This is a genomic window from Umezawaea sp., from assembly GCF_036375055.1.
Lineage (GTDB): Bacteria > Actinomycetota > Actinomycetes > Mycobacteriales > Pseudonocardiaceae > Umezawaea.
The window spans coordinates 158,754-185,630 of sequence record NZ_DASUSQ010000046.1; the positions used below are offsets into that span (position 1 = coordinate 158,754).

A 26,877-nucleotide genomic window follows, 5' to 3' on the forward strand; every position below is an offset into this window, starting at 1 on the left:
CCGCCGTCGCACCTCCGGAGCGTCCGCTGATGCCGCGGTCCCTGCTGCCGGGCCGGGCCGAGTTCACGTCGTTCACCCTGTCCCCCCGACGCGATCTGCTGGCCGGGGTGACGGTGGCGGTCGTCGCGCTGCCGCTCGCGCTGGGGTTCGGCATCGCCTCCGGGCTCGGTGCCGCCGCCGGCCTCGTCACAGCGATCGTGGCGGGCGCGGTGGCGGCCGTGTTCGGCGGCTCCAGCCTCCAGGTGTCGGGACCGACCGGGGCCATGACCGTCGTGCTGGTCCCGATCGTGGCGGCTCACGGTCCAGGAGGTGTGCTGACGGTCGGCCTGATGGCGGGCGTGCTGCTGGTCGGGCTGGCCGTGGCGCGAGCGGGCAGGTACGTGCGGTACGTGCCGGCTCCGGTGGTCGAGGGGTTCACCCTGGGCATCGCAGGGGTGATCGCGTTGCAGCAGGTCCCCGCGGCGCTCGGCGTGCCGACGCCGCACGGGGAGCAGGTCGCGCTGGTCGCGGCGAAGGCGGTGGCCCGCTTCGCCGTGAACCCGACCTGGCAGGCCGCCACCCTCTCGCTCGGCGTGGCGCTGGTGGTGCTGCTCGGCGCCCGGTGGCGTCCGGCGATCCCGTTCTCGCTGGTCGCGGTGGTCGTGGCGACGCTCGTCGTCTGGGCGGCGCACCTGCCGGTGGCGCGCATCGGGGCCTTGCCGTCCTCACTGCCCGTGCCGTCGCCGGCGTTCCTGGACCTGACGACCCTCACGACCCTGCTGCCGTCGGCCGTGGCGGTGGCGGCGCTGGCGGCCCTGGAGAGCCTGCTGTCCGCCACGGTGGCGGACGCGATGAGCGTGGGCGAGCGCCACGACCCGGACAAGGAGCTGTTCGGTCAAGGCCTGGCCAACCTGGTCACCCCGCTCTTCGGCGGCGTGCCCGCGACGGCCGCGATCGCCCGCACGGCGGTCAACGTCCGGGCTGGGGCGAGGTCGAGGCTGGCCGCCCTGAGCCACGCGCTCGTGCTGGCCGCCATCGTGTTCACGGCGGCCCCGCTGGTGGCCGCGATCCCCGTCGCCGCGCTGGCCGGGGTGCTGCTGGCCACCGCGATCCGCATGGTCGAGGTCGGGTCGGTGCTCGCGCTGCTGCGCTCCACCCGTTCCGACGCGCTCGTCCTCGTCCTGACCGCCGCCACGACGCTGGCGCTGGACCTGGTCACGGCCGTCGTCGTCGGCCTGGTCGTCGCCTGCGGCCTGGCGCTGCGCTCGATCGCCAAGACCGCCAGGGTCGAGGAGGTCGTCCTCGACCACAGCCACCACGGCGAGGAGGAACGGTCGCTGCTGGCCGAGCACATCGTCGCCTACCGCTTGGACGGGCCGCTGTTCTTCGCCGCCGCTCACCGGTTCCTGCTGGAGCTCACCGAGGTCACCGACGTCAAGGTCGTCGTCCTGCGGCTCTCCCGCCTCACCACCGTCGACGCGACCGGCGCGATCGTGCTGCGCGACGTCGTCGAGCGCTTGGAGCACCGGGGCACCGCCGTGCTCGTCTCCGGCATCAGACCCGGCCACGAACGCGTGCTCGACGCGCTCGGCCTGGCCACCCGCCTCCGCGCGCTGGGCCGGGTGTTCGCCTCCACGCCCGAGGCCATCGAGCACGCCCGCACCCTGCTGCGCGAGGAGGGCGGGCAGCGGCGTTGCTAGAGTCCGATGACCAGACGGCGGAACGGGGGCGGCACGTGACGACGACCGCCGCACCAGGCCCACGACGCGACGACGGCGGACCCGCATGAGCAAGCCCCTGTACCAGCTCAAGGCGGAGTTCTTCAAGACGCTGGGGCACCCGGCCCGCATCAGGGTCCTGGAACTGCTCAGCGAACGCGAGCACGCCGTCGCGGAACTCCTGCCGGAACTGGGCATCGAGCCGTCGAACCTGTCGCAGCAGCTCGCGGTGCTCCGCCGCGCGGGCCTCGTCGTCACGCGCAAGGAGGGGTCCACCGTGTACTACTCCTTGACCAGCCCCCACGTGGCGGAGCTGCTGGCGGTGGCGCGCACCATCCTCACCACCGTCCTCTCCGGACAGGTCGAGCTGCTGGAGGACCTGCGCACCCCGGATCCAGCCCGGAGCCAGGTCACCGGCTAGCCGCGCTGCCGCGGGATCGACCAATGCTCCTTTCCGGGGAGCGCGGCGATGAGTTGTCGAACGGACCTCTGCGGAAAGCTGCTTCACGGGGACCTCCGCCCCTGTTCGACGAGCCTCGGCGGTGACCACGATGGGTAGGCCGACCGCATAGGGATGCCGGGAAACCCCGACCACCGGTTCACCACGACGAACGCACCGCCGCGGCCTGGGTCCTCACCGAGCCGGGGCCGGCCACGACCGTCGCGGCGACGAGCTTCCCAGGCTGGTGTCCCTGCCCGCGCCGGGCGCTCCTCCACGGCTTGATCCTCCCGACGCGACCCCCTTACCAAGATCCATGTTAACGCTAAATATTTAGCAAACGATCCACCCATAGAATCGGACATCAAAAACGCCTGATAAAAGCCCTAAATCACCCACAATTACTCTATTCAGTCCACTCACAACAAGTACCTTGGCGTTAAATTGTGATCGCTAACATCCGCACTGGCCGTTATCGGACGGGCCGCCGGACCGACAGGGCGGCCCTGCCGATCAGTCCCGCGTGCTGCCGCGACCACCGCGGGAAGCACGGGGATCGAGCCCTGTCACGCACCTCGGGCCTCGTGCGGGCCCTGATGCCGAAGGAGAACCACCGATGAGTTCGATGGGCCAAGCCCCGCCGACCGTGCCACCCCGCCGTACGGGTCGCCTCCGACGCGGCCGATGGGGACGTGCGCTGACCGCCCTGCTCGCGACCGCCCTCGCGGCCTCCTCGGCGGTCGCGCTCGACACCGGCGTGGCGTCGGCGGCGACCGTCGACACGAGTGCGTGGTACGCGCTGGTCAACCGCAACAGCGGCAAGGCGATGGACGTGTCGGGCACCTCCACCGCCGACGGCGCGGTCGTCCAGCAGTGGGCACGCCACGACCTCGGCAACCAGCTGTGGCAGTTCGTGGACTCCGGCGGCGGCTACTACAAGCTGAAGTCGAAGAACTCCGGCAAGGTGCTCGACGTCGACAGCAGGTCGACCGCCGACGGCGCGAAGGTCCAGCAGTGGGCCGACCTCAACGGGACCAACCAGCAGTTCAGCCTCGTCGACACCGACAGCGGGTACGTCAAGCTGATCAACCGCAACAGCGGCAAGGCGCTGGAGGTGACGGGCTCGTCGACCGCGGACGGCGCGGCCGTCGTCCAGTACGGCGACCAGAACGGCGCCAACCAGCAGTGGCAGCTCGTCAAGGTGGACGCCCCGCCGACCGGATCGTGCACGCTCCCGTCGACCTACCGCTGGTCGTCGACCGGCTCGCTGGCGAACCCGAAGTCGGGCTGGCTCTCGCTCAAGGACTTCACCAGCGTCATCCACAACGGCAAGCACCTCGTCTACGGGTCGACGGTCAACTCCTCGGCCCAGTACGGCTCGATGAACTTCAGCACCTTCACGAACTGGTCCGACATGGCCTCGGCCGGTCAGAACGGGATGAACTCCGGCACCGTGGCCCCCACGCTGTTCTACTTCGCCCCGAAGAACGTCTGGGTGCTCGCCTACCAGTGGGGCGGGACGGCCTTCAGCTACCGGACGTCGAGCGACCCCACCAACGCCAACGGGTGGTCGGCGCAGCAGACCCTCTTCACCGGCAGCATCCCCAACTCCAGCACCGGACCGATCGACCAGACCCTCATCGCCGACGGCTCGACCATGTACCTGTTCTTCGCCGGTGACAACGGCAAGATCTACCGCGCCAGCATGCCCATCGGGAACTTCCCCGGCAGCTTCGGCTCGTCGTGGACCCAGATCATGAGCGACACGCAGGCCAACCTCTTCGAGGGGGTCGAGGTCTACAAGGTCAAGGACCAGAACCAGTACCTCATGATCGTCGAGGCGATGGGCAGCGGCGGGCGCTACTTCCGCTCGTTCACCTCCAGCAGCCTGGGCGGCTCGTGGACTCCGCAGGCCGCCACCGAGAGCAACCCCTTCGCGGGCAGGGCGAACAGCGGCGCGACGTGGACCAACGACATCAGCCACGGCGACCTGGTCCGCAGCAACCCCGACCAGACCAAGACCATCGACCCCTGCAACCTGCAATTCCTCTACCAGGGCAAGGACCCGAACGCGGGCGGCGACTACAACCGCCTGCCCTGGCGACCGGGAGTGCTGACGCTGCAACGCTGATCGTCCAGCGCGGCCGGGTCGGCGCCCCCACCCCTCCCCGGGTGGGGGCGCCGACCCACCGGTGCCGAGCGCCGTGCTGGTTCAGCCGCGCCGCACGCGGTCCCGGACCGCGAGCGCGGCGGCGAGCGCGTACGGGCCGAGCAGCGCCGTCGCGCACAGCAGGGCGTACCAGAACCCGCCGGTGAGCGGTCCCGGCGCCATCCGCGTCGCCGCCCAGCTCAGCACGGTCGCGAGCACCGGCAGGACGAACACCGCGAACCAGGTGAGCACGCCCGCGAAACCCGCCAGCCACAGCCAGCGGAACCAGCCCGCGGCGCGGCGGTCGGCGGTGGAGGCTCCCGCGAGTTCGGCGGCCTGGTCGGCCGTGAGCGCGCCGAACGCCTCGCGCAGCCGCAGCGTCTTGACGCGCCACAGGTCGTGGCAGCCCAGCAGGTTCACCAGCACCGCGTACAGGTCGGTGCGCAGGAACACCATGCACTGCCACAGCAGACCCGCCAGCTTGAGGTACACGCCGACCGCCAGCACCGCGTCCACCGGGTCCGCCGCGGACCAGGCACCCGTGTGGATCAGCAGCCGACCGGCCAGCAGGAGGGCGAGCAGCACGACGTCGAGGGCCATCCCTCCCAGCAGCGGGCCGTAGCGCGCGCGGCGCGGGACGCTCCACAGCTGGGTCAGGTCGGTCTCGAAGACCAGGAGCATCATCCGCCGGTCCACGCCGAACCGGGCGCGCAGGCCCGCGGCTCGGGCCGCCAGCCAGTGCCCGCACTCGTGCAGCGCCATCGTCGACATCGACAGCGGCACGAGCAGCACCGCGTTCAGCCCGGTGTCACCGAGCGGGAACGCGTCGCGGGTCGGCTCCGGGAACAGCGCCGGGACGGTGGCGAGGACGGCCGTGCAGAACACGGCGAGCGCGGCGTAGCAGGTCCAGGCGACCCGGCCGAAGAACGGCCGCACCAGGCGCGGACCGACGCCCGCCACCCAGCGCCTGCCCTGGATCGGCGCGGTGGCGGGCGCCTCGCGGGGTTCGCCGGTCCCGTCGTCGACGAACCCCAGGTCGGTCAGCACGGCCACGAACGCGGTCACGTCCACCGGTTCGCCCGCGGCGGCCTCGGCCTCGGCCGCGGCGGCCTCCACGCTGTCGCCGCGCCGCAGCGCGGCGACGACGAGCCCGCCGATGGCGGGCACGGTGACGAACGTGCCGGTCTCCGGGTCGCCGATGAGCACGTCATCGCCTTCGGCCACCACGCTGAGCGGCCGCAGGCGGACCACCTCGGGCGCGTTCACGGCCGGGTGACCGGTTCGGCCGCGAGAGCGCACGCCGGGCACAGCGGGTCGCGCGGGAACGGCTGCCAGGTCGGCACGAGCCCGGTGCGCAGGTCGAGCACGACCTGCGCGCCCGCCGCGCGGGGCGGTTCGAAGCCGCTCAGGTAGCGCAGCGCCTCGTAGGCCATCAGCGATCCGAGCTGCATGGCGATCGGGCCGATGAGCGCGTTGTTGAACCGCAGGGACCTCGACAGCTCCTGCGCCACGCCCGCGGAGGTCGGGTCGCCGGGGGCGGGGCGGTCGGACTCGTCGCACAGCAGGCACGGGCTGGTGCCGGGGTCGACGGAGAAGTACATGAACTGCGTCCGCTGCATCCCCCCGCCGACGTACGGGACGCCTGCGCGCAGCGCGGCCTCGTTGACCCACAGGTGGGCGCCCTGCTCGGAGTCCAGCCCGCCGACGACGATGTCGACGTCGCCGGTGAGGTCGGCCAGGTCGGCGGCTCCGGTGATCCACCGGTCGACCGCGCGGACCTCGATGGCCGGGTCGTACTCGCGCACCCACTCGGCGGCCCGCTCGACCTTGGAGCGCCCGAGGTCGCGGTGGCGGTAGACGAACTGGCGGGCGAAGTTGCGCGGCTCCACGTCGTCGCGGTCGACCAGCGTCATGGCACCGACGCCGAGCCCGGCGAGGCACTGCACGATGCTCGACCCGACCCCGCCCGTGCCCAGGACCAGCACGCGGGACTCGCGGACCCGGCGGACGAACTCCGCGCGGGACTGGTCGCGCCGGGCGTAGGACGCGAAGAACGTCAGGTTCGAGAACTGGCGGGCGTCCAGTTCCGGGTCACCGAGCGACCGCTGGTCCGGCCGTTCCAGCAGGCCGAGCGAATCGAGCCCGTCCAGCCCGGAGGCCACGTCGTCCTCGGTGATCTCGACACCGCGCGCCACGAGGGCCCGCGCGAGGTCGGCCGCCGTCGCGGGTCCGCGGCGGAGTTCGTCGAGCAGCGCCGCCACCCGGCCGTCCGGGTCGGCCAGCGTGAGCGCCTCGCGCGGATCGCGGACCAGGACGAGGTCCCCGTCCAGCGGCTTCCACGCGCATTCCTTCAACACCACTCGCATCGGTTCTCCCCCTCTGTCGCCGACCGGACGGCACGGGGTGGGGCCGACGCGCGACCCCACCCCGTGCGGGCGACCGGCTCAGCCGTCGTTGCCGGTGGCCTTCACGGACTCGACCCTGCGAACCTCGATGGTCATGGCGACACCCCCCTTCCGCGCACGCGCCGGTCCCCCTGACCGGACGCCGGACCGGCCTCGTCGGCCTCGGTGCCGAGCTTGCCGCCCCCGGCCCGGCGGAGGCGGTTCTCGAACGAAGTCGAACGGGGCCGCGTGCTCAGCGGTCGCGCAGTCGGGCGCGGACGGTGTCGGCTTCCGCGACGCCCAGCCGCTCGTAGAGGGACAGCGCCTGCCGCCACCGCTCGCGGGCCTGGTCGTGGTCACCGAGGACGTGGTGGGCGTGGGCGAGGCCGTCGCAGGCGCGGGCCTGCTCCTGCTGGTGGCCGATCTCGCCCGCGCACGCGCACGCCTCGGCGTGCGCGGTCAGCGCCGCACGGGGAGAGCCCGTGGCGAGGGCCGTCTCGCCGAGCCCGTTGAGCGCTGCGGCCTGCCCACCGGGGTCGCCGAGGTCGCGGTAGAGGGCCAGGGCCAGCTCGTGGTGTTCGACGGCGAGGTCGAACCGCCCCGCCGTCCGGTGCAGGTCGCCCAGGTTGTCGAGCGCGCGGGCCTCGTCGTCCCGATCACCGATCCGCCGGGACAGCTCCAGTGCTCGGCGGTGGTGGTCGTGGGCCTGGTGGAGGCGGCCGGTGAGCCGTTCGACGACGCCCAGGTGGTCGTGCGCCGACGCCTGGCCTTCGAGCGCCCGCACGTCGGTGAACAGGTCCAGGGCCCGCCGGTGGTGCTCGGCCGCCTCGGAGTACCGCCCGAGGAGCCGGGCGAGGGTGCCGAGGTGGTTCAGCGCGCGGGCCTTGTCCTCCAGCGCGCCGAGGGCGTCGAACACGACCAGCGCGCGCCGGTGGTGGTCGGCGGCCTCCGCGTAGCGCCCGGTCAGCTGGTGGACGACGCCGAGGTTGCCCAGGCCGCTGGCCTCGCCGGGTCGGTCGCCCGCCCTCCTGCTCACCTCGACGGCCTGCTCCAGGTGGTCGATGGCGCGGTCGTAGTGGCCGGTGAACTGGTTGGCCATCGCGAGGTAGCGCAGCGCGCGGGCGACGGGCAGGGGCCCGGCGAGCCCGTCTGGCAGGGCCAGGGCGTCCCGCACGTGGTCGATCGCCAGGTCGTACCGCCCGGTGCGCACGTCGATCTCGCCGAGGTCCAGCAGCGCGCGGGCCTCGGCGGCGGTGTCGCCCCGCCGTCCGGCTCGGGCGATGACGTGCTCGTGCAGCAGCCGCGCGTCGGTGTAGCCGCCGGTGACGGCCAGGTGCCGGTGCAGGACCGCGGCGAGCAGCGCGCCGTCCTGGTCCGGCTGGGTGGCGACGGCGAGGAGATCGGTCCGCTCGACGTCCAGCCAGGCGCGGGCGGCGGCCGGGTCGGCGAGCGGCGCGGGCGGCACCCGCTGGTCGGGGATGCGCGGTCGGCGGTCCCGCTCGTGCGGGTAGAGCAGGTCCACGGCGAGGCCGGTGGTGTGCAGGTAGTGCCCGACCAGACGGGTCAGAGCGGCGCGGCGGGCTCCGGCGGGGTCCTCGTCGTGCGCGCGGCTGGTGGCGTAGGTGCGGATGAGGTCGTGGAAGCGGTAGCGGCCGGGCACGGGCTGCTGGAGGAGGTGGGCGGCGGCGAGCTGGTCCAGTTCGCCGCGCGCCTGGTCGGGGTCGGTGCCGGTGAGCGCCGCGACGGCGGGCGGGGTGAGGTCGGAGCCGGGGTGCAGGGCGAGGAGCCGGAACGTCCGCCGCGGCGCGGCGGGGAGGTCGCGGTAGGACAGGCTGATCGCCACCTCGACGCCGGTGTCCAGGCGCAGGCCGCGCCGGTGGTGCAGGAGCCTGTCGAGGTGGTCGGACAGCGCCCAGTCCGGGTTCGCCCGCATCCGCCCGGTGAGCAGGTCCAACGCCAGCGGCAGGTGGCCGAGCAGTCCGGCGATCTCGGCGGCGGTGCCGAGGTCGGCGTCGACGGCGTCGCCCGAGGCGCGGCGCAGCAGTTCGACCGCCTCGTCGGCGGCCAGCACGTCCAGGGTCAGCGAACGCACCGAGGGCAGGTCCGGCAGCCTGCGGCGGCTCGTGATCAGGGCGAAGGAGCCGGAGGTGCCGGGCAGCAGGGGGGCCACCTGCTCGGCGGAGGCGGCGTTGTCCAGCAGCAGCAGCGCGGTGCGGCCCGCCAGCAGTTCGCGGAACCTGTCCGCCCGGCCCGCCAGGCCGAGGTGCTGGACGCGGTCGCCGGGCACGCCGAGCTTGCGCAGGAAGCCCTCCAGCACGGCGCTCGGGTCGGCGGGCGGCCGGTCGGGGTCGTAGCCGCGCAGGTCGACGGCGAGCCGCACGTCGTCGAACCGCCCGTCGGCCATCAGCCGGTGGCCCGCGTGGACGGCCAGCCTCGTCTTGCCGACCCCCGGCATCCCGGCGATGACCCACCCGAGGGCGGCGTCCGGCGCGAGGACGCGGCGGAGGTCGTCCTGACGACCGGTGAACGCGGGCAGGTCGTCCGGCCAGGTCCCCGCGACGCCGACGATCGCGGCGGCGGCCGCCGTGCTCGCGACCAGCAGGCAGCCGTGCCGCCACTGCTCGGCCGCGTCGTCGTCGCCCAGCAGGAGCCGCGCGATGTCCACGACCAGTTCCACGTCCAACCGCGACCGACCGGGTTGGAAGCACCGGTAGACGGTGTTGAGCACGGGCCGTTCCGGCACACCGCGCGCCACCCGGTCGCGCGCCAGCTCGCGGTGGATGGCCCGGTAGGACATCCCGGACCACGCCTGGAGCAGTCGCAGCCGCTCGGTCAGGTGCTCGACCGTCGTCGCTCCGGCGGGTGACGGCGCCTCCCCGTTCGCGGCCACGGGCACTCCCCCTCGCATCGCCCACGCGTCCCCGACGTCCCCCGACGTCCCGTGGTGCTGCTCGTCAGGTGGAAACTACCGGCCGACGGGCCCGCGGTGTCCCGGTCCAGGCCCTCCGACCTGCCGAATCCACCGGCTGCACCAGGGCGATTGTCGCCGCCCCCGGCCACCCGCATACCGTGACCGGCGTGACCATGGCTCGAACCTCCGCCCCTCCGCCGCCCCTCTCCCCGGACACCCTCCGCGTCGTCGCCCTGGGAGGACTCGGGGAGATCGGCCGGAACATGACCGTGTTCGAGTACGACGGCAAGCTGCTCGTCGTCGACTGCGGGGTGCTGTTCCCCGAGGAGCACCAGCCCGGCGTGGACGTGATCCTGCCCGACTGGAGCCACTTCCGGGCCCGCCTGTCCGACGTGGTCGCGGTCGTGCTGACGCACGGCCACGAGGACCACATCGGCGCGGTCCCCTACCTGCTGCGCGAACGCCCCGACATCCCGGTCATCGGGTCCAGGCTGACCCTGAGCCTGCTGAAGGCCAAGCTCGTCGAACACCGCATCACCCCGGTGACCGTCGAGGTCACCGAGGGCAAGCTGCTCGCCCGCGGCCCGTTCGACCTGGAGTTCCTCGCGGTCAACCACTCCATCCCGGACAGCCTCGCCGTCGCCATCCGCACCTCCGCCGGCCTCGTCCTGCACACCGGCGACTTCAAGATGGACCAGTTCCCCCTCGACGGGCGCATGACCGACCTGCGCGGCTTCGCCCGCCTCGGCGAAGAGGGGGTCGACCTGTTCCTGGTCGACTCCACCAACGCCGACGTGCCCGGCTTCACCACCTCCGAACGCGAACTCGCGCCCGCCATCGAGGAGGTGTTCCGCACCACGCGTCGACGGGTGATCGTCTCCAGCTTCGCCAGCCACGTCCACCGCATCCAGCAGGTCCTCGACGCCGCCCACGCCCACGGTCGCAAGGTCGCCTTCGTGGGCCGCTCGATGGTCCGCAACATGGGTGTGGCGACCGAGCTGGGCTACCTCAAGGTGCCCGACGGTCTGGTCGTCGACGTCAAGCGCATGGACAGGATGTCACCCGAGAAGGTGACCCTCGTCTGCACCGGCTCGCAGGGCGAGCCGATGGCGGCGCTGTCGCGCATGGCCGGTGGCGACCACTCGATCCAGGTCGAGGAGGGCGACACCATCCTGCTGGCCAGCTCGCTCATCCCCGGCAACGAGAACGCGATCTACCGGGTCATCAACGGCCTGACCGACCGCGGCGCGAACGTCGTGCACAAGGGCAACGCCAAGGTGCACGTCTCCGGGCACGCCAGCGCGGGCGAACTGGTCTACTGCTACAACATCGTGCAGCCCGCCAACGTGCTGCCCGTGCACGGCGAAGCCCGCCACCTGCGGGCCAACGCCGAGCTGGCGGTCAAGACCGGCGTGCACCGCGACCGGGTGCCGATCGCCTCCAACGGCCACGTCATCGACCTGCACGAGGGCCGCGCCCGCATCACCGGCAAGGTCGAGATCCACAACGTCTACGTCGACGGGCAGACCGTGGGCGGCGTCACCGAGGAATCGCTGGCGCAGCGCCGCACCCTCGGTGAGGAGGGGGTGATCACCGTCGTCGCTCTCGTCGACCTCGACACCCGGCAGCTCGCCGAACCGCCGGACTTCATCGCCCACGGCTTCGAGCACGACGCCTCGACCTTCCGATCCGCGACCACCGCCATCGAGAAGGCGCTGGCCAACGCGGCCGGGCGGGACGCGACCGACATCCAGCGGCTCGAACAGGTCATCGCACGCGAGGTGCAGAACTGGGCGTACCGGACCCACCGCCGCCGACCCGTCGTCATCCCCGTGGTGGTCGAGGCGTGACAGCAGGCTGATCGACGACCCACCCCTCGTGGTGGCCACGGGTGAACGGCGGCCGGAGCCCGCCGTTCACCCGTGGTCGAGGGTCCCGACCCGACCACCGCGCGTTCCAACCCCGGCCAGGCGGGGTGGTCGCCGTCATCGATCCCCCAACCGGTAGACGCGGGTGGCCGTGCCGCCGAAGACCTGGTCGCGCTCGGCGGCGCTCAGGCCGTCGGTCACCTGCCGGGCCGACTCGACCACCTCGGCGTAGGACGCGGCGAGCAGGCACACCGGCCAGTCGGTGCCGAACATCAACCGGGACGGCCCGAACTCCTCCAGCGCGACGTCGACCCAGGGCCGGAGGTCGTCCACCGTCCAGTGCGGCCCCGCCTCGGTCACCAACCCGGACACCTTCGCGGCCACGTTGCGCAGAGCGGCCAGCTCCGCCAGCCGGGCCGCCCACGGTTCGAGCACGAGGCCCGCGATGTCCGGTTTGGACAGGTGGTCCAGCACGAACACCAGGTCCGGCAACGCCTTCGCCACCGCCACGACCGCGGGCAACTGGTGCGGGCGGGTCAGCACGTCGTAGACGAGTCCGGCGTCGCGCACCGCCCGCAGTCCGGCGACCACGTCGGGACGCGTCAGCCACTCCGGGTCGGGCTCGGGCTCCACCAGGTGCCGGACGCCCACCAGCTTGCCGCCACCGGGTCCGCGCCGCAGCCCGTCCAGCTGGTCGGCGACGTCGGGCGAGGTGAGGTCGACCCATCCCACGACCCCCGAGACCAGGTCGGACTCCCCGGCCAGCGCGAGGAACTCCACCGTCTCCCGGACGTCGGGCAGCACCTGGACCAGGACCGTGGCGTCGATGCCCGCGGCGCCGGTCGCCGCGCGCAGGTCGGCCTCGCCGAAGTCGCGGTGGAGGGGTTCCAGCCCCGCGAGCCACTCCTGCGGCCGGGCGGCGAGGTCCCACAGGTGGTGGTGCGCGTCGATCCGGCGCGCCGCGCTCACGCCTGTCCGATCCGCTGCCGCCGGACGCCCTGGCGGTCGATGCCCGGTCCGTCGAAGTCACCCATGCCAGATCGCTCCGTTCCTCGGCGTCGTCCACCGTGCCGGTGTCATCGGAACCCTCCGCGTCGAGCGGGTGCGCCGCGAAGAGCTGGTGCGGTGACCGCGATCCCACCGGGTCTCGCGCGGCTCCACCCGAACGGCGCGACACCCGACGGGGTCAGCGGTCACCGCACCAGCGCTCCAGGCGGCCCGGCTCCCCCGCCCCGCCCCGGCGCACGAGCCACGCCTCGGTGATGTGGGTCGACATCGCCTCGGCGGCGCCTGCCGGGTCGCGAGCCGCGATCCGCTCGTAGACGCGGCGGTGCCCCCTGTTGGACTCCGCGCAGAGGTCCGGGTCGGTCCTGCCCGTGTAGCGGGCCGTGTTGCCGACCTGGCTCTCCAGCGCGCGCACCACGCCCCTGGCGATGCGGTTGCCGGACGTCCGCATGATCCTGTCGTGGAACGCCCGGTCCTGCTCGCGGTAGGCGAGCGGGTCGTCCACCAGCCGGTCCATCAGGTCCACGAGCGCGCGCAGCGCGTCGACGGTGTCCTGGTCCGCGGTGCGAGCCGCGACCCCGGCCATGTCCGATTCGAGCAGTCGACGGGTGACCACCACGTCGTCCAGGACGCCCAGGGTCTCGTCCTCGGCGACGACGGCCCCGAGCACGACCTCGTCGAGCGTGTTCCACAGCGCCCGCGGGGCGACCACGGTGCCCGCGCCCTGGCGCACCTGGACCATCCCCTTCGCCTGCACCACCTTCACCGCTTCGCGGACGACGGTCCTGCTCACCGAGAACGCCTCGCACAGCGCGGGCTCCGGCGGCAGCGACGTGCCGGAGGGGTGGTCGCCGCGCACGATGCGCGCCACGAGTTCGGCGGTGACCGCCGTGGCCAGGTTCGCGGGACGCCGCGCCCAGTTCGGGGCGACCGGTGGGCTCGCGATCGGGTCGAGGCCTGGCGCCGTCATCGTTCCTCCGGTGTGCCCGAGCCGGTGCGTTCGGGCGTGGCGGCGAGTCTAGCCACCCCGACCCGTTGACGTAATACGTCATACGAATTACGTTCACCGTAGTTCGTCGGGCCGTCTCCGGAGGTGAGCCGCACCGCGCTGGGCAACGTCGGCGTCACATCGCCGCGAGGGCAGCACTCCGAAGGGCTGACATGCGCATCACCGGGTACCGGCTCCTCACCACGGTCCAGGACTGGGGTCGACCGATCGGCGACGCCAACGGCGTGCACGCCGACGGCCGCGTCCGGGTGCCGATCGTCGTCGTCGAGACCGACGCCGGCCTCACCGGCGTCGGTCTCGGACCGCACGTGGAGGTCGAGAGCGTCTTCGCCGCCATCGAGGGCGAGGACCCGCGCTGCGTGACCGCGCTCTACGACCGGATGCTGCGCCGGACGTTCAAGGCGGGCCACGCGGGCCCGGTGTTCGGCACCATCGGCGCGCTGGACACCGCGCTGTGGGACATCAAGGCCCAGGCGGCCGGAGAACCGCTGTGGCGGCTGCTCGGCGGTCGCGACCGCCGGGTGCCCGCCTACGCCTCGGGCCTGGACATCGGGCTGGACGACGAGGAGTTCACCGCGGTCCACCTCGCCTACGCCGACCGGGGCCTGCGGGCGGCGAAGGTCAAGGGAGGCCTCGACGTCGACCGCGACCGCCACCGCCTCGCCCTGGTCCGCGACATCCTCACCGAGGCGGCCCGAGGTACCCGGCCGAGCCTGATGCTCGACGCCAACGAGACCTGGACGCGCAAGCAGGCGGTCCGCCACGTCGCGGAGATCGAGCGGACGCTCGACCTGACCTGGATCGAGGAACCGGTGCGGCGCTGGGACGTGGAGGGCCACGCGGCCACCGGTCGCGGCATCCGCGCCTCGGTCGCCACCGGCGAGAACCTCACCGGCCTCGAACAGCACCGCCCGCTCATCACGGCCGGAGCGGTCGACATCGTCCAGACGGCCGCGGTCTGGGGCGTCACCCACTTCCTCCGGGTCGCCACCCTCGCCCACGCCCACGACCTGCCCGTCAGCCCCGTCGGCAGCACCCCGGTCGGCCTGCTGCACGCCGCCACGTCGGTGCCCAACCACCTGGTCAGCGAACTCCAGGACATCGAGCCCGCGCTGGGCGTCTCGCTCGACCACCACGTCGAGGACGGGGCGTTCGTCCTCGGCGACCGTCCCGGCCTCGGCATCCGCGTCGACGAGGGGACGATCGCCGCGGCGGCCCACCTGCTCCCCCACCCGACGTCCGGCGGGGCGCACATCCGGCCCGAACGCGCGGGGCACCGCCTGCACGCGGCCGACGTCGACCGGGAAGCCGCGGGCGCCGTCCTCGGCGCGTGACCCGGCCGGTCCAGGAGGACGAAGCAGGTCCTCGTCGTCCGGTGGCCGTGCGGGCGAGGACGGTCAGCCCCTCCCCACCCCGTCGACGCACGGATCGCCCGCCGCGCCGCTGAGGAGGTCGGCGACGGTGTGGGCGCGGACCCCGGTGAGCGGGTCGGTGGTGAACCGGCCGACGATGGCCCGGACGTGGTCCTGGGCGGGTGCGGCGAGGCCGTCGTAGACGGCGGCGAACAGGTCGCGGGCGGCGTGGCGCGGCCAGTCCGGCGGGAGCAGCTCCAGGGGCAGCCGCGGGTCGAGGATGGGCAGGCGGCGGTAGGTGTCCATGACCTCGGTGCGGGCGCGGACCGCCTCCACCCCGCTGATCGAGGTCCGGACGTCGGGCAGCAGCGTGCTCCACCGCTGGATGAACGCCTCGTACTGCCGGGCGATGGCCGTGGTGTCCCAGGCGTCCAGCGGATCGCGGCCGGTGGAGGCGCCGAGGTCGACGTGCCGGGCGCGGAAGACGGTCACCGCGCCGAAGGTGAGGTCGGCCAGTTGCGCCTCGGCCTTCGCGGTGAGGTCCTGGGGCGAGACCCACAGGCCGTCGTAGAGCGGCGCGCAGCCGAGCCAGCGCAACCGGCTGCGGAGTTCCCGCCGCCGCGCGACCTCGTCCTGGGGCAGGGAGAACGCGACCAGGGTCCACGTCCGGTCCCACGCGCCGGTGTCGGTGGCGGCGGAGACGATGGCGCGCCCGCCGACGGCCAGGTTGAGGGCCGCGGCCGAGGTGAGCCGGTAGGAGCTGTTGCGCCCGTGCTTGCTGCCCTCCAGCACACCGCGGCGGGACAGGCGGCTGATGGTGGTGCGGGCTCCGGCGTGGCTGACGCCCGCCTCGGCGAGCAGGGCGACGATGGCCGCGGACGGGATCCAGGCGCGGGTGTACAGCGTGAAGTCGGCCAGCAGGGTCACGGCCAGGCCCTGCGGCGAGTTGCCCGACTGCCGCCGCGGGAGCCGAACCGGTCCGGAGTCGTCCGGGAAGATCTCGTCGATGTCGTACGGGCTCGTCACGGCGGCTCCGGCACGGGTCGCGGGCGGGTGCCACGACTGTAATCGGCTCCGAGTGGAGCACGCGCCCGTCGAAATGGTTGATTGACAGTCTTTCGGCCGGCAGGCAGGCTAAGTGTCACACGATGGTCTTCGACTCGACCAGCCGGAGTTCGTGCCTGCCGGGGCACCCCACCCGTGGACCTCCCGTTCGGCCGCACTGGGTTCCCAGGCGGACGTGCGCGGAACGAAGGACAAGCACATGAAGATCAAACTCAGTCTGCTGCTCCTCGCGGTGACCTCGCTGGCCGTCGGCGGTCTCGCCGTCACCGCACCCGCTCCCGCGTCCGCGGCGTCGTTGACCGAGGTCACCAGCTTCGGCGACAACCCCGGCGGGATGCGGATGCACGTCTACGCACCGGATTCCCGACCGGCCAACCCGGCGATCGTGGTGGCCATGCACGGCTGCGGCGGCTCCGGCCCCGGTTTCTACTCCGGCAGCGAGTTCGCCTCGCTGGCCGATCGGCACGGGTTCGTCGTCATCTACCCGAGCGCCCAGCAGGAAGCCGGGTTCGGCAAGTGCTTCGACACCTGGTCCGCCGCCTCGAAGCGCCGCGGCGGCGGCAGCGACCCGGTCTCGATCATCTCGATGGTGACCTACGTCCAGCAGCGCTACGGCGGCGACCCGAACCGGGTCTTCGCCACCGGGTCGTCCTCCGGCGGCATGATGACCAACCACATGCTCGCCGTGTACCCGGACGTCTTCAAGGCCGGGGCGGCGTTCATGGGCGTGCCCTTCGACTGCTTCGCCAACGCCGCCGACTACCCGCCCGGCAGCAGCCGGTGCACCGGTGGCGGGGGCGCGAACCGCACACCCCAGCAGTGGGGCAACTCGGTGCGGCAGGCCAACCCCGGCTACACCGGACCACGCCCGCGCGTGCAGCTGTGGCACGGCACCAACGACACCCTCGTGCCGTACTCGCTGCTCCAGGAAGCGATCGAGCAGTGGACCGACGTGTTCGGCCTGAGCCAGACGCCGACGTCCACCGACACCCCGCAGCCCGGCTGGAACCGGCGCCGCTACGCCAACACCTCCGGCACCACGCAGGTCGAGGCGTACAGCGTCCAGGGCGCCGGGCACAGCCTCCCGTCCACCGGCATGGCGGCGCAGGCCGTCGCCTTCTTCGGTCTCACCGGCTCCGGCGAGCCCACCACCACGACCACCACCACGACGACAACGACCACGACGACCACCACGCAGCCGGGCACCGGTTCGTGCAAGGTCACCAGCAAGGTCAACGCCTGGAACTCCGGCCTGACCGAGAGCATCACCATCGCCAACACCGGCGGCACCGCGATCAACGGCTGGTCGCTGGCGTTCGCCCTGCCCAGCGGGCAGTCCATCACCTCCGGCTGGAACGCGACCTTCTCGCCGACCACCGGGCAGATCACCGCGCGCAACGCCTCCTACAACGCCACGATCCCGGCGGGGGGCTCGGTCGACATCGGCTTCCAGGCGACCCACAACGGAACCACCGCCACGCCCTCCTCCTTCACGCTCAACGGCTCGGCCTGCTCCACGGCCTGATCGGGCGCGGGCCGGGTCTCACCCGAGACCCGGCCCGCGACGACTACCTGATCTGGTCGGCGGTGTAGTAGCCGGAGTCGATCAGGACCTCCTGGTAGTTGGCCTTGTCGACGGTGACCACGGGGAGGGTGAACGTGGGCACGACCTTCTGGCCGTTGTCGTAGTCGGTCGGGTTGTTGATCTCGGGCTTCTCGCCCTTGAGCACGGCGTCGGCCATCTTCGCCGCGACGTCGGCGAGCTGGCGCGTGTCCTTGTAGATGGTGGAGTACTGCTCACCGGACACGATCGACTTCACCGAGGCGACCTCGGCGTCCTGACCGGTCACGATCGGGTAGGGCCGATCACCGCTGCCGTAGCCGTTGCTCCTGAGCGCCGACAGGATGCCGATGGACAGGCCGTCGAACGGCGAGAGCACGCCCTGGACCAGCGCGCCGCCGCCGTAGCTGGAGGTGATGACGTCCTCCATGCGCCGCTGCGCCGTGGCCGGGTCCCAGCGCAGGATCGCGATCGTGGTGAAGTCCTTCTGGCCGCTCTTGACCACCAGCGTGCCGTTGTCGAGGTACGGCTGGAGCACGGACATGGCGCCGTTGAAGAAGAACGTCGCGTTGTTGTCGTCCGGCGACCCCGCGAACAGCTCGACGTTGAACGGCCCCCTGGCGTCGCCGTCCGAGCCGTCGGCCTTCTTCAGCCCCAAGCCGGTCAGCAGGGAAAGGGCTTGCTGGACACCGACCTTGAAGTTGTCGAAGGTGGCGTAGTAGTCGACGTCGGGGCTGTTGAGGATCAGCCGGTCGTAGGAGATCACCGGGATCCCCTTGTCCGCCGCCTGCTGGATCTGCGTGGTGAGCGCCTTGCCGTCGATCGAGGCCACGATGAGCACCTTGGCGCCCTTGGTGATCTGGTTCTCGATCTGGTTGGCCTGCGTCGGGATGTCGTCCTGGGCGTACTGGAGGTCGACCTGGTAGCCCTGCTCCTCCAGCGCCGCCTTGATGTTGTCGCCGTCGTGGATCCACCGCTCGGACGACTTGGTCGGCATGGTCACGCCGACCAGAGACCCGGAACCGGGCCCGGCCTCGACCGTCTGGTCGACCGTCTTGGTCGACGAGCCGCAGGCGCACAGCGCCGCGGTGAGCGCCAGAGCGCCACCCATCGCGGCGGCACGGGTGAACTCCATCGTTCCCTCCAGGGGTTCGGAACGTCCTGTCGTCGGCCTCCAGCACGTGCGCACCGCCGCGGAGCTTTCGAGGAGTCGACCGACGACGTCGCCGACTCGAACCGCGTGCGTGCCAGGGAATCGGTCGTCTTGACGTGACACCGTGGTCCGCACGGGTCGCCACCGCCGATGTTATCGCTAACATCCAGGTCGTCGGAAGGAGTCCGTCTCAACGGCGACCGAACCGGATCGCGCCTCGGGCGACGAGTCGCGCGCGGACCCCCGTGCCCGGTGGTCCGGGGTGGACGCTCCCCCGGAGACGGACCGGCGCTCGCCGGGTGTCCCGGCACCAGGTCGCCCGACAGCGGTTTGCGCCTCCCGTGAGCGGGGAATCCGGGCCTGTCCCGGTCGCGACGAGAGGTGTGGGCCGTGCCGCTGCCCGAGAACGGCGAGTTGCTCGCCGACCGGTACGAACTGGCCGAGGTGATCGGGGCGGGCGGCATGGCCGTGGTGCACCGGGCCTGGGACACCCGGCTGCGGCGACCCGTGGCCGTCAAGCTGTTCACGGCGACCGCCGACCTCGACAACGTCCGCCGGTTCGACAACGAGGTCCGCACCCTGGCGGGCCTGTCCCACCCCGGTCTGGTGTCCGTCTACGACGCAGGCGTGTGGGCGGGGACGTCGTTCGTCGTGCTGCGCCTGGTCGACGGACCCACGCTGCGCAACCGCATGGCCAACGGTCCGCTGCCCGTGGACGAGGTCAGGTCGACGGGGGCCGCCGTGGCCGACGCCCTCGCCCACGTGCACGCCCGCGGTGTGGTCCACCGCGACGTCAAGCCCTCCAACATCCTGCTCGACGACGACGGCACGCCGTACCTCGCCGACTTCGGGCTGGCCCACTCGGTCGGCAGCACGCGGCTCACCCGCACCGGCCTGATCGTCGGCACCGCCGCCTACCTGGCCCCGGAGCAGGTGCGCGGCGCCGAGGTCGACTCCGCCGCCGACGTCTACGCCCTCGGGCTGGTGCTGCTGGAGTGCCTGACCGGCCGGTGCGAGTACACCGGCAGCGACGTCGAGACCATCGTGTCCCGCCTGCACCGGTCCCCGGTGGTCCCGGAGCACCTGCCCGCCGACCTCGTGCGGCTGCTGACGCTGATGACGTCGCGGTCCCCCGACGACCGCCCCACCGCCCGGCACTGCGCGGAAGCCCTCCGCGCCGAACGGCCCACCGCCGTGTCGGCCGTCCCGCCGCTGCCGCGCGGGAGGGCGCTGATCGCGTCCGCCGCGGGTCTGCTGGGAGCCATCGGCGTCGGCTGCGCCCTCGCCTCCGGTCCGACCGCACCAGCGTCCGACTCCCCCGGTGCCGCCGTCGTCCAGCAGGTCCCGTCCACCGTGTCGACGCCTGCGGTGACGGACACCCCGGCACAACTCGTCGCGATCCCCAGCACGCCCCAGCCGACCCACGACGTGGTCGAACCCGCGCAGGCGCCCGCCCAGGCCCCCGCTCAGGCGCCCGTGCGGCAGCAGAGGCCCGAGCAGGCCGCGGGTCCGGGCCCCGGTCAGGGGAACGGACCGGGCAAGGGCGAGAAGCCCGCTCCTCCCGGCGCCGCGCACAAGGGCAAACCCTGACCGGGTCCTCGCCCGCCTACTGGTCGGACACGGCGCGAAGGGCGGGGCCGACACCCTCGCCGACGATCTTCCGCACGTCGGTGCCGGGCAGGTTCGGCCAGTAGGCCCAGTGCGTCACCACCTCGTCGGTCCCCCCGCCGGGCGGGCGGCGGAGCACCCGGTCGGAGTCGACGAAGCAGTTCAGGACGACCTCCCCCGTCTCCTCCACGGGATGGACGTCGCGGAAGTACATCGGGAGCACGATCCAGAACTCCGGACCCGTCACCGGGTCCGCGCCGGGTTCGGCGGGGTAGCGACCGGTGACGGCCGCGACGACGCCCGCGCCGTCGAAGGGCAGTCGCTCGTCCGCCGGGATCCAGTCGATCATCATCTCCACGTGAACCGCGCTCTCTCGTCGGGGGCGTTCGTCAGCGCCAACCGAACCCGATCCGACGGCCCTCCGCATCAGGGATCCCCCTCGGTTCACCCCCGTCTCGTCCGAACGGCGCGCCACGACTGCTCCCTTCGCCGCGGCGGTGACCACAAAACGTTGTTCAGCGCACCGGCGACGAACCTGAACACCCGCTCCGCCGCTTGACTCGGGAACCCCGTGTCGCGTCCACCGTCCTCGGCACGGGTTCCCCGACGACGAGGAGATCCCCGTGGCACGAAGAGCGGTCGCGCTGGTGCTGGCCTCCGCACTGGCGGGGGCGGCGGCCCCCGCGCACGCGGCTCCGGACAGGACCGCACCGGGCACGACGAGCACCGTGCGGGCGAGTGCTCCCAAGACCGTCACGCTCGTCACCGGCGACGAGGTCGTCCTCGACGGCGACCGGCTCGTCTCGGCCACCCCAGGCGCCCACCGGGACGGCATCTCGTTCCAGGTCACCCGGCACGCGGGCCGCGTGCGCGTCGTCCCCTCCGACGTGGCGGGGAAGCTGGCCGGGGGACGGGTGGACCAGCGGCTGTTCGACGTCACCGGGCTGGTCGAGGCCGGGTACGACGACGCGCGGCGCGACACGGTTCCGGTGATCGTCACCGGCGGCGGTCCGCCGTCGGGCGCGGTGGCGGCCGAGGCGCTGCCGACCGTGGACGCGGTGGCGGCCGAGGTGCCGAAGGCGACCGGGTGGCGGGAGCTGCCCGAGGGCACCGGCAAGGTGTGGCTGGACGGGGTCGCCCGCCCGCTGCTGGACCGCAGCACCGCCCAGGTCGGCGCTCCGGCGGCGTGGGCGGCGGGGCTGACGGGCGCGGGCGCGACGGTCGGGGTGGTCGACACCGGCGTGCAGGGAGATCACCCCGACCTGGTCGGGCGCGAGGTCGCCGAGCGCGACTTCACCCACGAGCAGGACGGGGTCGACCACTACGGCCACGGCACGCACGTCGCGGCCACGATCGCGAGCCACCGCGCGCCCTACCGGGGCGTCGCTCCGGACGCCCGGCTGCTCGACGCCAAGGTCTGCGACGCCGAGGGGTCGTGCCCGGAGTCGGTCATCATCGAGGGGATGCGGTGGGCCGCGGAGCAGGGCGCGGACGTGGTCAACGTCAGCCTCGGCCTGACCCCCACCGACGACGTCGACCCGGTCGAGGCGGCCGTGGACGCCCTGTCGGCGAGCCACGGCACGCTGTTCGTCGTCTCGGCGGGCAACTCGGGGCGAGGGGGCGCGGGCACCGTGATGTCCCCCGGCACCGCAGGCTCGGCGCTCACGGTCGGCGCGGTGGACCGCGACGACTCGCTCGCCGAGTTCTCCAGCCGTGGCCCGAGGGTGCCGGACGGCGCGGTCAAACCCGACATCACCGCGCCGGGTGTGGACGTCGTCGCGGCCAGGGCGAGCACCGGCTGGATACCCGGCCTGCCCGCCGACCAGGAGCACACCAGCCTGTCCGGCACGTCGATGTCCTCCCCGCACGTCGCGGGCGCCGCGGCGCTGCTGGCGCAGCGGCACCCGGACTGGAACGGCGCGCGGCTCAAGTCGGCGCTGACCGCCTCCGCGCGGCCGAACCGGGGCCTGGGCGTCTTCGAGCAGGGCTCCGGCAGGCTGGACGTCGCCGCCGCCCTGTCCACGACGATCACCAGCGAACCGGCGTCGGTCGCCCTCGGCCTCCAGGAGTGGCCTCACGACGACGACGTGCCCGTGGTGGCACCCCTGCTCTACCGCAACGACAGCGCCCAACCGGCCGCGCTGGACCTGTCGGTTCGGACGCGTGGTCCGGACGGCGCGGAACACCCGGTGTTCTCGGTGTCCCCGGCCAGGATCACCGTCCCTGCGGGCGGCACGGCCGAGGTCGCCGTGACCGGTGACGCGCGGCGGGGACCCGTGGACGGCGTGTACTCGGGGTCGGTGGTGGCCACCACGGGCGGCGCGGAGGTGCTGCGGACACCGGTCGGGATGAACCGCGAGGTGGAGAGCTACCCCGTCACCTTCGACTTCCCCGGCGCGCCCGGCGGTGGAACGTCCACGGTCGTGACGAACGTGGCCACCGGCGCGTCCACCTACCTGCGGGCCGGCTCCGCGCGGCTGCCGGGGGGCGACTACCTGGCGCAGGTGCTGCTGGGCCCGCAGGAGGGCCCGCACACCATCATCACCAGACCGGACCTGCGGGTGGCCGGACCGACGCACGTGGTCCTGGACGCGCGCTCGGCGGGGCCGCTGGAGGTGGTCGCGCCCGATCCGGCCGCGGTGGCCGGTCCGCACCGCCTGGTGGTCGCGCGCAGGCTCGGCGGGAGCAGCACGGACCTGACCGTCGTGTACCCCGGCCGCTTCCCTGGGGGAACGCGGGTCGGCCACGCCGGACCACCGCTGCCCGCAGGCGAACTGGACGTGTTCGTGACCGCGGAGCTCACCGGTCCGTCCGCGTCCTACGTCCTGGGGTGGACCGAGCAGGGCCGGGTGCCCGACGGGTTCGTGCGCAGGCCGCGCGGATCGGACCTGGCGGAGGTGCGCACCACGATCGCCCTGGAACCGCGGGGGCAGCAGCAGACCGTCATGGACGTCCTGGTGTCCCGGTCCGGGGCGCTCGGTCCCGTCCTCCTGACGGACGTGCCCCCCACCCGCACCGTGACGAGGTACGCGACACCGGGCACCGCCTGGCTCCCGTTGTTCTCCGGAGGAGGGACGTTCATGGTCGGGAAGCAGGAGCGGTACCGCGCGGGCCGGACCCACGAACGCTCCTTCGGCGCGCCCGTCGTCGGACCGGTGATGTACAACGACGGCTCCCCCAGCCTGACCCGCACCGGCGACGAGGTCGAGGTGTCGCTGTCGCCGTTCGGCGACCGCGAGGGCAACCAGGGCTACTCCCCCGTCACCTCCGCGCGGACGGCCCTGTACCGCGACGGGGTGCTGGTGGGTGAGAACGACAGCGCCGGGTTCGGGGTGTTCACCGTTCCACCGGGACCGGGTGTGCTCCGGGCACGCGCCGAGGCGACGCGGTCGACGGAGGTCTCGGACCTCAGCACGCACGTCGCGGTGGACTGGACGTTCCGCTCGACCACGACACCCGGTGAACGGCGGCTGCCGATGTCGGTGGTGCGGTTCACGCCGGTGCTGGACCGCACGGGCGGCGCACCGGCGAACCGTCCGCTGAGCGTGCCGCTCGTGGTGGACCAGCAGCCGGGCGTGGACAACCCGCCGTTGCACGACTTCCGCGTCGAGGTCTCCCACGACGACGGGGCGAGCTGGACGAGCGTCCCGGTCCTGGGGCGCACGGCGCTGGTGGGCAACCGGGCGGGCGCGGGGACGTTCGTCTCGCTGCGGGTGCGCGCGTCCGACGACCGGGGCGGCGAACTGGACCAGACCGTGATCCGGGCGTACCGGCTCGGCTGACGGCCCGCGAAGGGCGCCGGGCGGGGCGAAGGGGCTCCGCCCGGCGCCATGACGGGGACAGCGGTCGCCACGGCCACAACGGTCGCCACGGCCACAACGGTCATCACGGGCACAGCGGTCGTCGCGGCACGCCGGGGAAGTGCGCCTCCCAGTCGACGGCGGCCGGGTCGGCGCACACCTCGCGGATCACCGGGTCGACCTCCACCGCGAGCCGCCACAGCGCCCCGCCGCGCGTGGCCACCAGCAGCAGCTCACCGCTGCCGGGCTCGTGCCGCGCGTAGGCGAACTCCGCTCCCGGCACCCGCAGCGACAGCGGTTCCCGGCCGCCGTCGAGGTCCCACAGCCGCACCGAGTCGCGGTGCACGGCGGTGACGGTCCCGCCGTCGCGGGAGAACTCGACCACCGCCTGCTCCGGAACCCCGTCCGCCTCCACGAGGGTCCTGGGCCCGTCCGCGAGGTCGAGAACGGTGACGTGCCCGCTGTCGCGGTCGGACACGGCGAGCCTGCCCCCTGGCCCGGCTACCACGGCGAGCCGGGCCTCGCGGCTGAGGACCGGGGTCGTCCGCCCGTCCAGGGAACGCACCTCCACCTCGCGGCGGTCGCCGTCGCGGCGCACGACGACCACGCCGGTGCCGTCCTCCAACGGCACGGCGCTCTCCACGCCGCCACCCGGCAGGCGGACCCTGGTGGTGTCGCCGGGCCGCCAGCGCACCGCCGCGCCGTCCTCGACGGCGGCCATGAGGGTGCCCGCCCCGTCGACGCCCAGGGGCAGCGGCCAGCCCGTCATGGTGGCGGTCCGGCGCGGCGCGTCGGGGTCGCCGAGGTCCCAGACCTCGAACTCGTCGGCGCCGATCATCGTGAGCGCGGTGCGCCCGTCGGAGCTGAGCAGGTACAGGTACCCGTCGCGCGGCACCTCGATCCGGCCCGCCCGCCGCCGGTCCGCCCCCTCCCCGACCCAGAGGCGGTAGAAGGCCACCCTCGTGTACTCGGCGTCGGTCTCGTTGGTCACGGCGACCCTGTCGGGCACCCGCGTGTAGCCGTCGCCCAGGGTGGTCGCGGTCCCCGCCGCGCGGGCGAGCAGGAGCGCGTCGCGGGCGCGGGTGGTGGGTGCCACGCGGTACGCGGCCAGCGCGAGCGCGGCGGCCTCACGCGGGCGGGTCAGCTGTCCCAGCGCGGTGTCGGCGGCGCGCGACGACAACGCCTGGTTGCGCTCACGGGTGGCGGCGCGCTGGGCGGTGACCGCGTAGGTGGCGGTGACCGCGAGCAGCAGGACGAGCACGGCGAGGCAGGCGACGAGTCGCCGCAACCCGCGCACGCCCCGCCTGCGCAGCGCCTCCCGGTCGCGCTCGGCGGCCACGCCCGCGTCGACGAACTCGCGCTCGGCCGCGTTGAGCCGGGGTGCCAGGCGGCGCGCCTGGTCGAGGTGGACGCCCCGGTACAGGACGTCGGGATCGCGGTCGTGGGCCCGCCAGGCGTCGGCGGCGCCGGTCAGCACGCGGTGGGCGCGCAGGGCTTCGCGGTCCTCGTCGAGCCAGCCCGCCAGCCTGGGCCACGCCCGCAGCAGCGCCTCGTGGGTCAACTCGACGGTGTCGCGGTCGAGGGTCACCAACCGGGCCGCCGCGAGGCGGTCCAGGAGGGCGTCGTCCGCGTCGAGTTCGGCGCGGACGACGCGGCGACGGGTGTCCTCGGTGCCGTCACCGGGGGCGACCAGCCGCTGGAACACCTGCCGTGCCGCCTGCCTCTCCTGCTCGGACAACGCGTGGTAGACGTCGTCGGCGGTGCGCGCCAGGGCGTGCTCGACACCGCCCGCGTCCTCGTAGGCCGCGAGCGTCAGCACCGCGCCGCGCCGCCGCCGCCACGTCTCCACCAGCACGTGCGAGGCCAGCGGCAGCGCGCCCGGCCCGCCCGCGACGTCGGCGACCAGGCGTGCCACCAACGAGTTCTCCAGGGAGACCCCCCGCAGGGCGGCGGGTTCGACGACCGCGCGGCGGACCTGTTCGGCGCTCATCGGACCGACGAGCACCTGCGAGCGGTGCAGCGCCTCGACCAGCTCGGGGTGGCGCGCGCAGTGGCCGCAGAAGTCGGCGCGCACCCCGATGACGACGCGGGCGGCCCCGGCGCCGTGGGTCAGCGCCCGCACCAGCCACCGCCGGTCGGCCTCCCCGCAGAGCGTGAACACCTCCTCGAACTGGTCGACCACCAGCAGCGGACCGTCCCCGCTCTGCCGCAGCAGCACACGCAGGTGCTCGGGATCGGCGGCGAGTTCGGCGCGCACGTCGACCGCCGACCGACGACCCGCGAGCGCCACCGCCAGCTCGGTGATCGGGTCCGGACCGGGCGTGATCACCACGTGCTCGCCCCACCGCGCGGCCAGGCCCGCCCTCAGCAGGGACGACTTGCCCGCACCGGACGCGCCGAACAGCCCGACGAACGGTCGTTCGCGCACCAGCGCGAGCACCCTGCCCACGTCCGCCTCACGACCGAAGAAGCGTTCGGCGTCACCGACCTGGTAGGCAGCCAACCCCACGTAGGGGGCGTCCCCGTGGTCCGGCTCCTCGACCGCCAGTTCCCGCCACCGGGCCGTCCACCGCTCGACGTCTCCCCCGCACGCGCGGACGAACGCCCGCGTCACCGCCAGACTGGGAAGCCTGCGTCCGGCCACGGCCTCCGACAGCGCGGCGGGCGAGTAGTTGGCCAGACGCCCCAACTCCCGGTAGGACGGCAGCCCCGCGCCCCGCCGCAGCCGCCGCAGGTCCTCGGCGAACCGCAGGACCGGCGTGTCCTCCCCGACCAGCGGACGTTCCAGACGTGGCACCGCTCCTCCCTCCTCCACCTCGATCCTCCCGGAGGGGGATCACGCACGACGGCCGCCGTGCGGACCAGTCGAGCGCGGC

General features: G+C 73.4%; 17 protein-coding genes. 8 read left to right on the plus strand and 9 right to left on the minus strand.

Features of this window, described 5'->3' with window-relative positions:
* Window positions 1–29 precede the first annotated feature (29 nt).
* The 3 genes from VFZ92_RS14045 (at window position 30) to VFZ92_RS14055 (ending at window position 4,267) form a co-directional block, all read left to right on the plus strand.
* Complete coding sequence (locus VFZ92_RS14045) at window positions 30–1,679, plus strand: SulP family inorganic anion transporter (RefSeq protein WP_330876340.1); 1,650 nt, start codon at window positions 30–32, stop codon at window positions 1,677–1,679.
* Window positions 1,680–1,764: 85 nt separating this feature from the next.
* On the plus strand, window positions 1,765–2,118 hold the full coding sequence (locus tag VFZ92_RS14050; RefSeq protein ID WP_330876341.1) for a metalloregulator ArsR/SmtB family transcription factor: 354 nt from the start codon (window positions 1,765–1,767) through the stop codon (window positions 2,116–2,118).
* 634 nt (window positions 2,119–2,752) lie between these two features.
* Window positions 2,753–4,267, plus strand: a complete 1,515-nt coding sequence (locus VFZ92_RS14055) for a non-reducing end alpha-L-arabinofuranosidase family hydrolase (RefSeq protein WP_330876342.1) — start codon at window positions 2,753–2,755, stop codon at window positions 4,265–4,267.
* A gap of 81 nt (window positions 4,268–4,348) precedes the next feature.
* Here VFZ92_RS14055 and VFZ92_RS14060 read toward each other — a convergent pair whose 3' ends face one another.
* The 3 genes from VFZ92_RS14060 to VFZ92_RS14070 form a co-directional block, all read right to left on the minus strand.
* The gene (locus VFZ92_RS14060; RefSeq protein WP_330876343.1) at window positions 4,349–5,551 is read right to left on the minus strand and encodes a hypothetical protein; all 1,203 of its coding nucleotides are present in this window, start codon (window positions 5,549–5,551) and stop codon (window positions 4,349–4,351) included.
* Window positions 5,548–6,651 (minus strand): ThiF family adenylyltransferase, encoded by a 1,104-nt coding sequence (locus tag VFZ92_RS14065; RefSeq protein ID WP_330876344.1) that lies wholly within the window; start codon window positions 6,649–6,651, stop codon window positions 5,548–5,550. Before VFZ92_RS14065 ends, VFZ92_RS14060 begins: the two co-directional genes overlap by 4 nt.
* 271 nt (window positions 6,652–6,922) lie before the next feature.
* Window positions 6,923–9,559 (minus strand): ATP-binding protein, encoded by a 2,637-nt coding sequence (locus VFZ92_RS14070; RefSeq protein ID WP_330876345.1) that lies wholly within the window; start codon window positions 9,557–9,559, stop codon window positions 6,923–6,925.
* Between the two features lie 194 nt (window positions 9,560–9,753).
* Here VFZ92_RS14070 and VFZ92_RS14075 point away from each other — a divergent pair, with 194 nt between their 5' ends.
* Entirely contained in the window at window positions 9,754–11,430 is a 1,677-nt protein-coding gene (locus VFZ92_RS14075; protein ID WP_330876539.1) for a ribonuclease J, read from the plus strand.
* Window positions 11,431–11,565: 135 nt separating this feature from the next.
* On the opposite strand, the gene VFZ92_RS14080 is transcribed toward VFZ92_RS14075, so the two are convergent.
* Together VFZ92_RS14080 and VFZ92_RS14085 are read right to left on the minus strand one after the other, a co-directional pair.
* Complete coding sequence (locus VFZ92_RS14080) at window positions 11,566–12,417, minus strand: amidohydrolase family protein (RefSeq protein WP_330876346.1); 852 nt, start codon at window positions 12,415–12,417, stop codon at window positions 11,566–11,568.
* 217 nt (window positions 12,418–12,634) lie between these two features.
* Window positions 12,635–13,423, minus strand: a complete 789-nt coding sequence (locus tag VFZ92_RS14085) for a FadR/GntR family transcriptional regulator (protein WP_330876347.1) — start codon at window positions 13,421–13,423, stop codon at window positions 12,635–12,637.
* 191 nt (window positions 13,424–13,614) lie between these two features.
* Between VFZ92_RS14085 and VFZ92_RS14090 the strand changes: the two genes are divergently transcribed.
* A complete protein-coding gene (locus VFZ92_RS14090; RefSeq protein WP_330876348.1) occupies window positions 13,615–14,796 on the plus strand; it encodes a mandelate racemase/muconate lactonizing enzyme family protein in 1,182 nt (393 codons plus the stop codon).
* A 63-nt stretch (window positions 14,797–14,859) separates the two neighbouring features.
* Here the strand turns inward: VFZ92_RS14090 and VFZ92_RS14095 are convergent, their stop codons facing one another.
* On the minus strand, window positions 14,860–15,840 hold the full coding sequence (locus tag VFZ92_RS14095) for a PaaX family transcriptional regulator C-terminal domain-containing protein (RefSeq protein ID WP_330876349.1): 981 nt from the start codon (window positions 15,838–15,840) through the stop codon (window positions 14,860–14,862).
* A 238-nt stretch (window positions 15,841–16,078) separates the two neighbouring features.
* Here VFZ92_RS14095 and VFZ92_RS14100 point away from each other — a divergent pair, with 238 nt between their 5' ends.
* Window positions 16,079–17,404, plus strand: coding sequence for a PHB depolymerase family esterase (locus VFZ92_RS14100; protein WP_330876350.1), 1,326 nt, complete (start codon window positions 16,079–16,081; stop codon window positions 17,402–17,404).
* A 43-nt stretch (window positions 17,405–17,447) separates the two neighbouring features.
* Here VFZ92_RS14100 and chvE read toward each other — a convergent pair whose 3' ends face one another.
* Window positions 17,448–18,575, minus strand: coding sequence for a multiple monosaccharide ABC transporter substrate-binding protein (chvE, locus tag VFZ92_RS14105; RefSeq protein WP_330876351.1), 1,128 nt, complete (start codon window positions 18,573–18,575; stop codon window positions 17,448–17,450).
* 408 nt (window positions 18,576–18,983) lie between these two features.
* On the opposite strand from chvE, the gene VFZ92_RS14110 reads away from it, so the two are divergent.
* A complete protein-coding gene (locus VFZ92_RS14110; RefSeq protein WP_330876352.1) occupies window positions 18,984–20,183 on the plus strand; it encodes a serine/threonine-protein kinase in 1,200 nt (399 codons plus the stop codon).
* A gap of 16 nt (window positions 20,184–20,199) precedes the next feature.
* Here the strand turns inward: VFZ92_RS14110 and VFZ92_RS14115 are convergent, their stop codons facing one another.
* Window positions 20,200–20,550: an AQJ64_40280 family protein gene (locus VFZ92_RS14115; RefSeq protein WP_330876353.1), complete on the minus strand. Its 351-nt coding sequence runs from the start codon at window positions 20,548–20,550 to the stop codon at window positions 20,200–20,202.
* 274 nt (window positions 20,551–20,824) lie between these two features.
* On the opposite strand from VFZ92_RS14115, the gene VFZ92_RS14120 reads away from it, so the two are divergent.
* On the plus strand, window positions 20,825–23,983 hold the full coding sequence (locus VFZ92_RS14120; RefSeq protein WP_330876354.1) for a S8 family peptidase: 3,159 nt from the start codon (window positions 20,825–20,827) through the stop codon (window positions 23,981–23,983).
* A gap of 103 nt (window positions 23,984–24,086) precedes the next feature.
* Here the strand turns inward: VFZ92_RS14120 and VFZ92_RS14125 are convergent, their stop codons facing one another.
* Window positions 24,087–26,798 (minus strand): XRE family transcriptional regulator, encoded by a 2,712-nt coding sequence (locus VFZ92_RS14125; protein WP_330876355.1) that lies wholly within the window; start codon window positions 26,796–26,798, stop codon window positions 24,087–24,089.
* Between the last annotated feature and the right edge of the window lie 79 nt (window positions 26,799–26,877).

Coding starts and splice junctions, on each gene's coding strand:
- VFZ92_RS14065 (WP_330876344.1), bottom strand. CDS start 6,651: ATGCGAGTGGTGTTGAAGGAATGCGCGTGGAAGCCGCTGGACGGGGAC.
- VFZ92_RS14055 (WP_330876342.1), top strand. CDS start 2,753: ATGAGTTCGATGGGCCAAGCCCCGCCGACCGTGCCACCCCGCCGTACG.
- VFZ92_RS14115 (WP_330876353.1), bottom strand. CDS start 20,550: ATGATCGACTGGATCCCGGCGGACGAGCGACTGCCCTTCGACGGCGCG.
- VFZ92_RS14050 (WP_330876341.1), top strand. CDS start 1,765: ATGAGCAAGCCCCTGTACCAGCTCAAGGCGGAGTTCTTCAAGACGCTG.
- VFZ92_RS14100 (WP_330876350.1), top strand. CDS start 16,079: ATGAAGATCAAACTCAGTCTGCTGCTCCTCGCGGTGACCTCGCTGGCC.
- VFZ92_RS14090 (WP_330876348.1), top strand. CDS start 13,615: ATGCGCATCACCGGGTACCGGCTCCTCACCACGGTCCAGGACTGGGGT.
- VFZ92_RS14085 (WP_330876347.1), bottom strand. CDS start 13,423: ATGACGGCGCCAGGCCTCGACCCGATCGCGAGCCCACCGGTCGCCCCG.
- chvE (WP_330876351.1), bottom strand. CDS start 18,575: ATGGAGTTCACCCGTGCCGCCGCGATGGGTGGCGCTCTGGCGCTCACC.
- VFZ92_RS14045 (WP_330876340.1), top strand. CDS start 30: ATGCCGCGGTCCCTGCTGCCGGGCCGGGCCGAGTTCACGTCGTTCACC.
- VFZ92_RS14075 (WP_330876539.1), top strand. CDS start 9,754: ATGGCTCGAACCTCCGCCCCTCCGCCGCCCCTCTCCCCGGACACCCTC.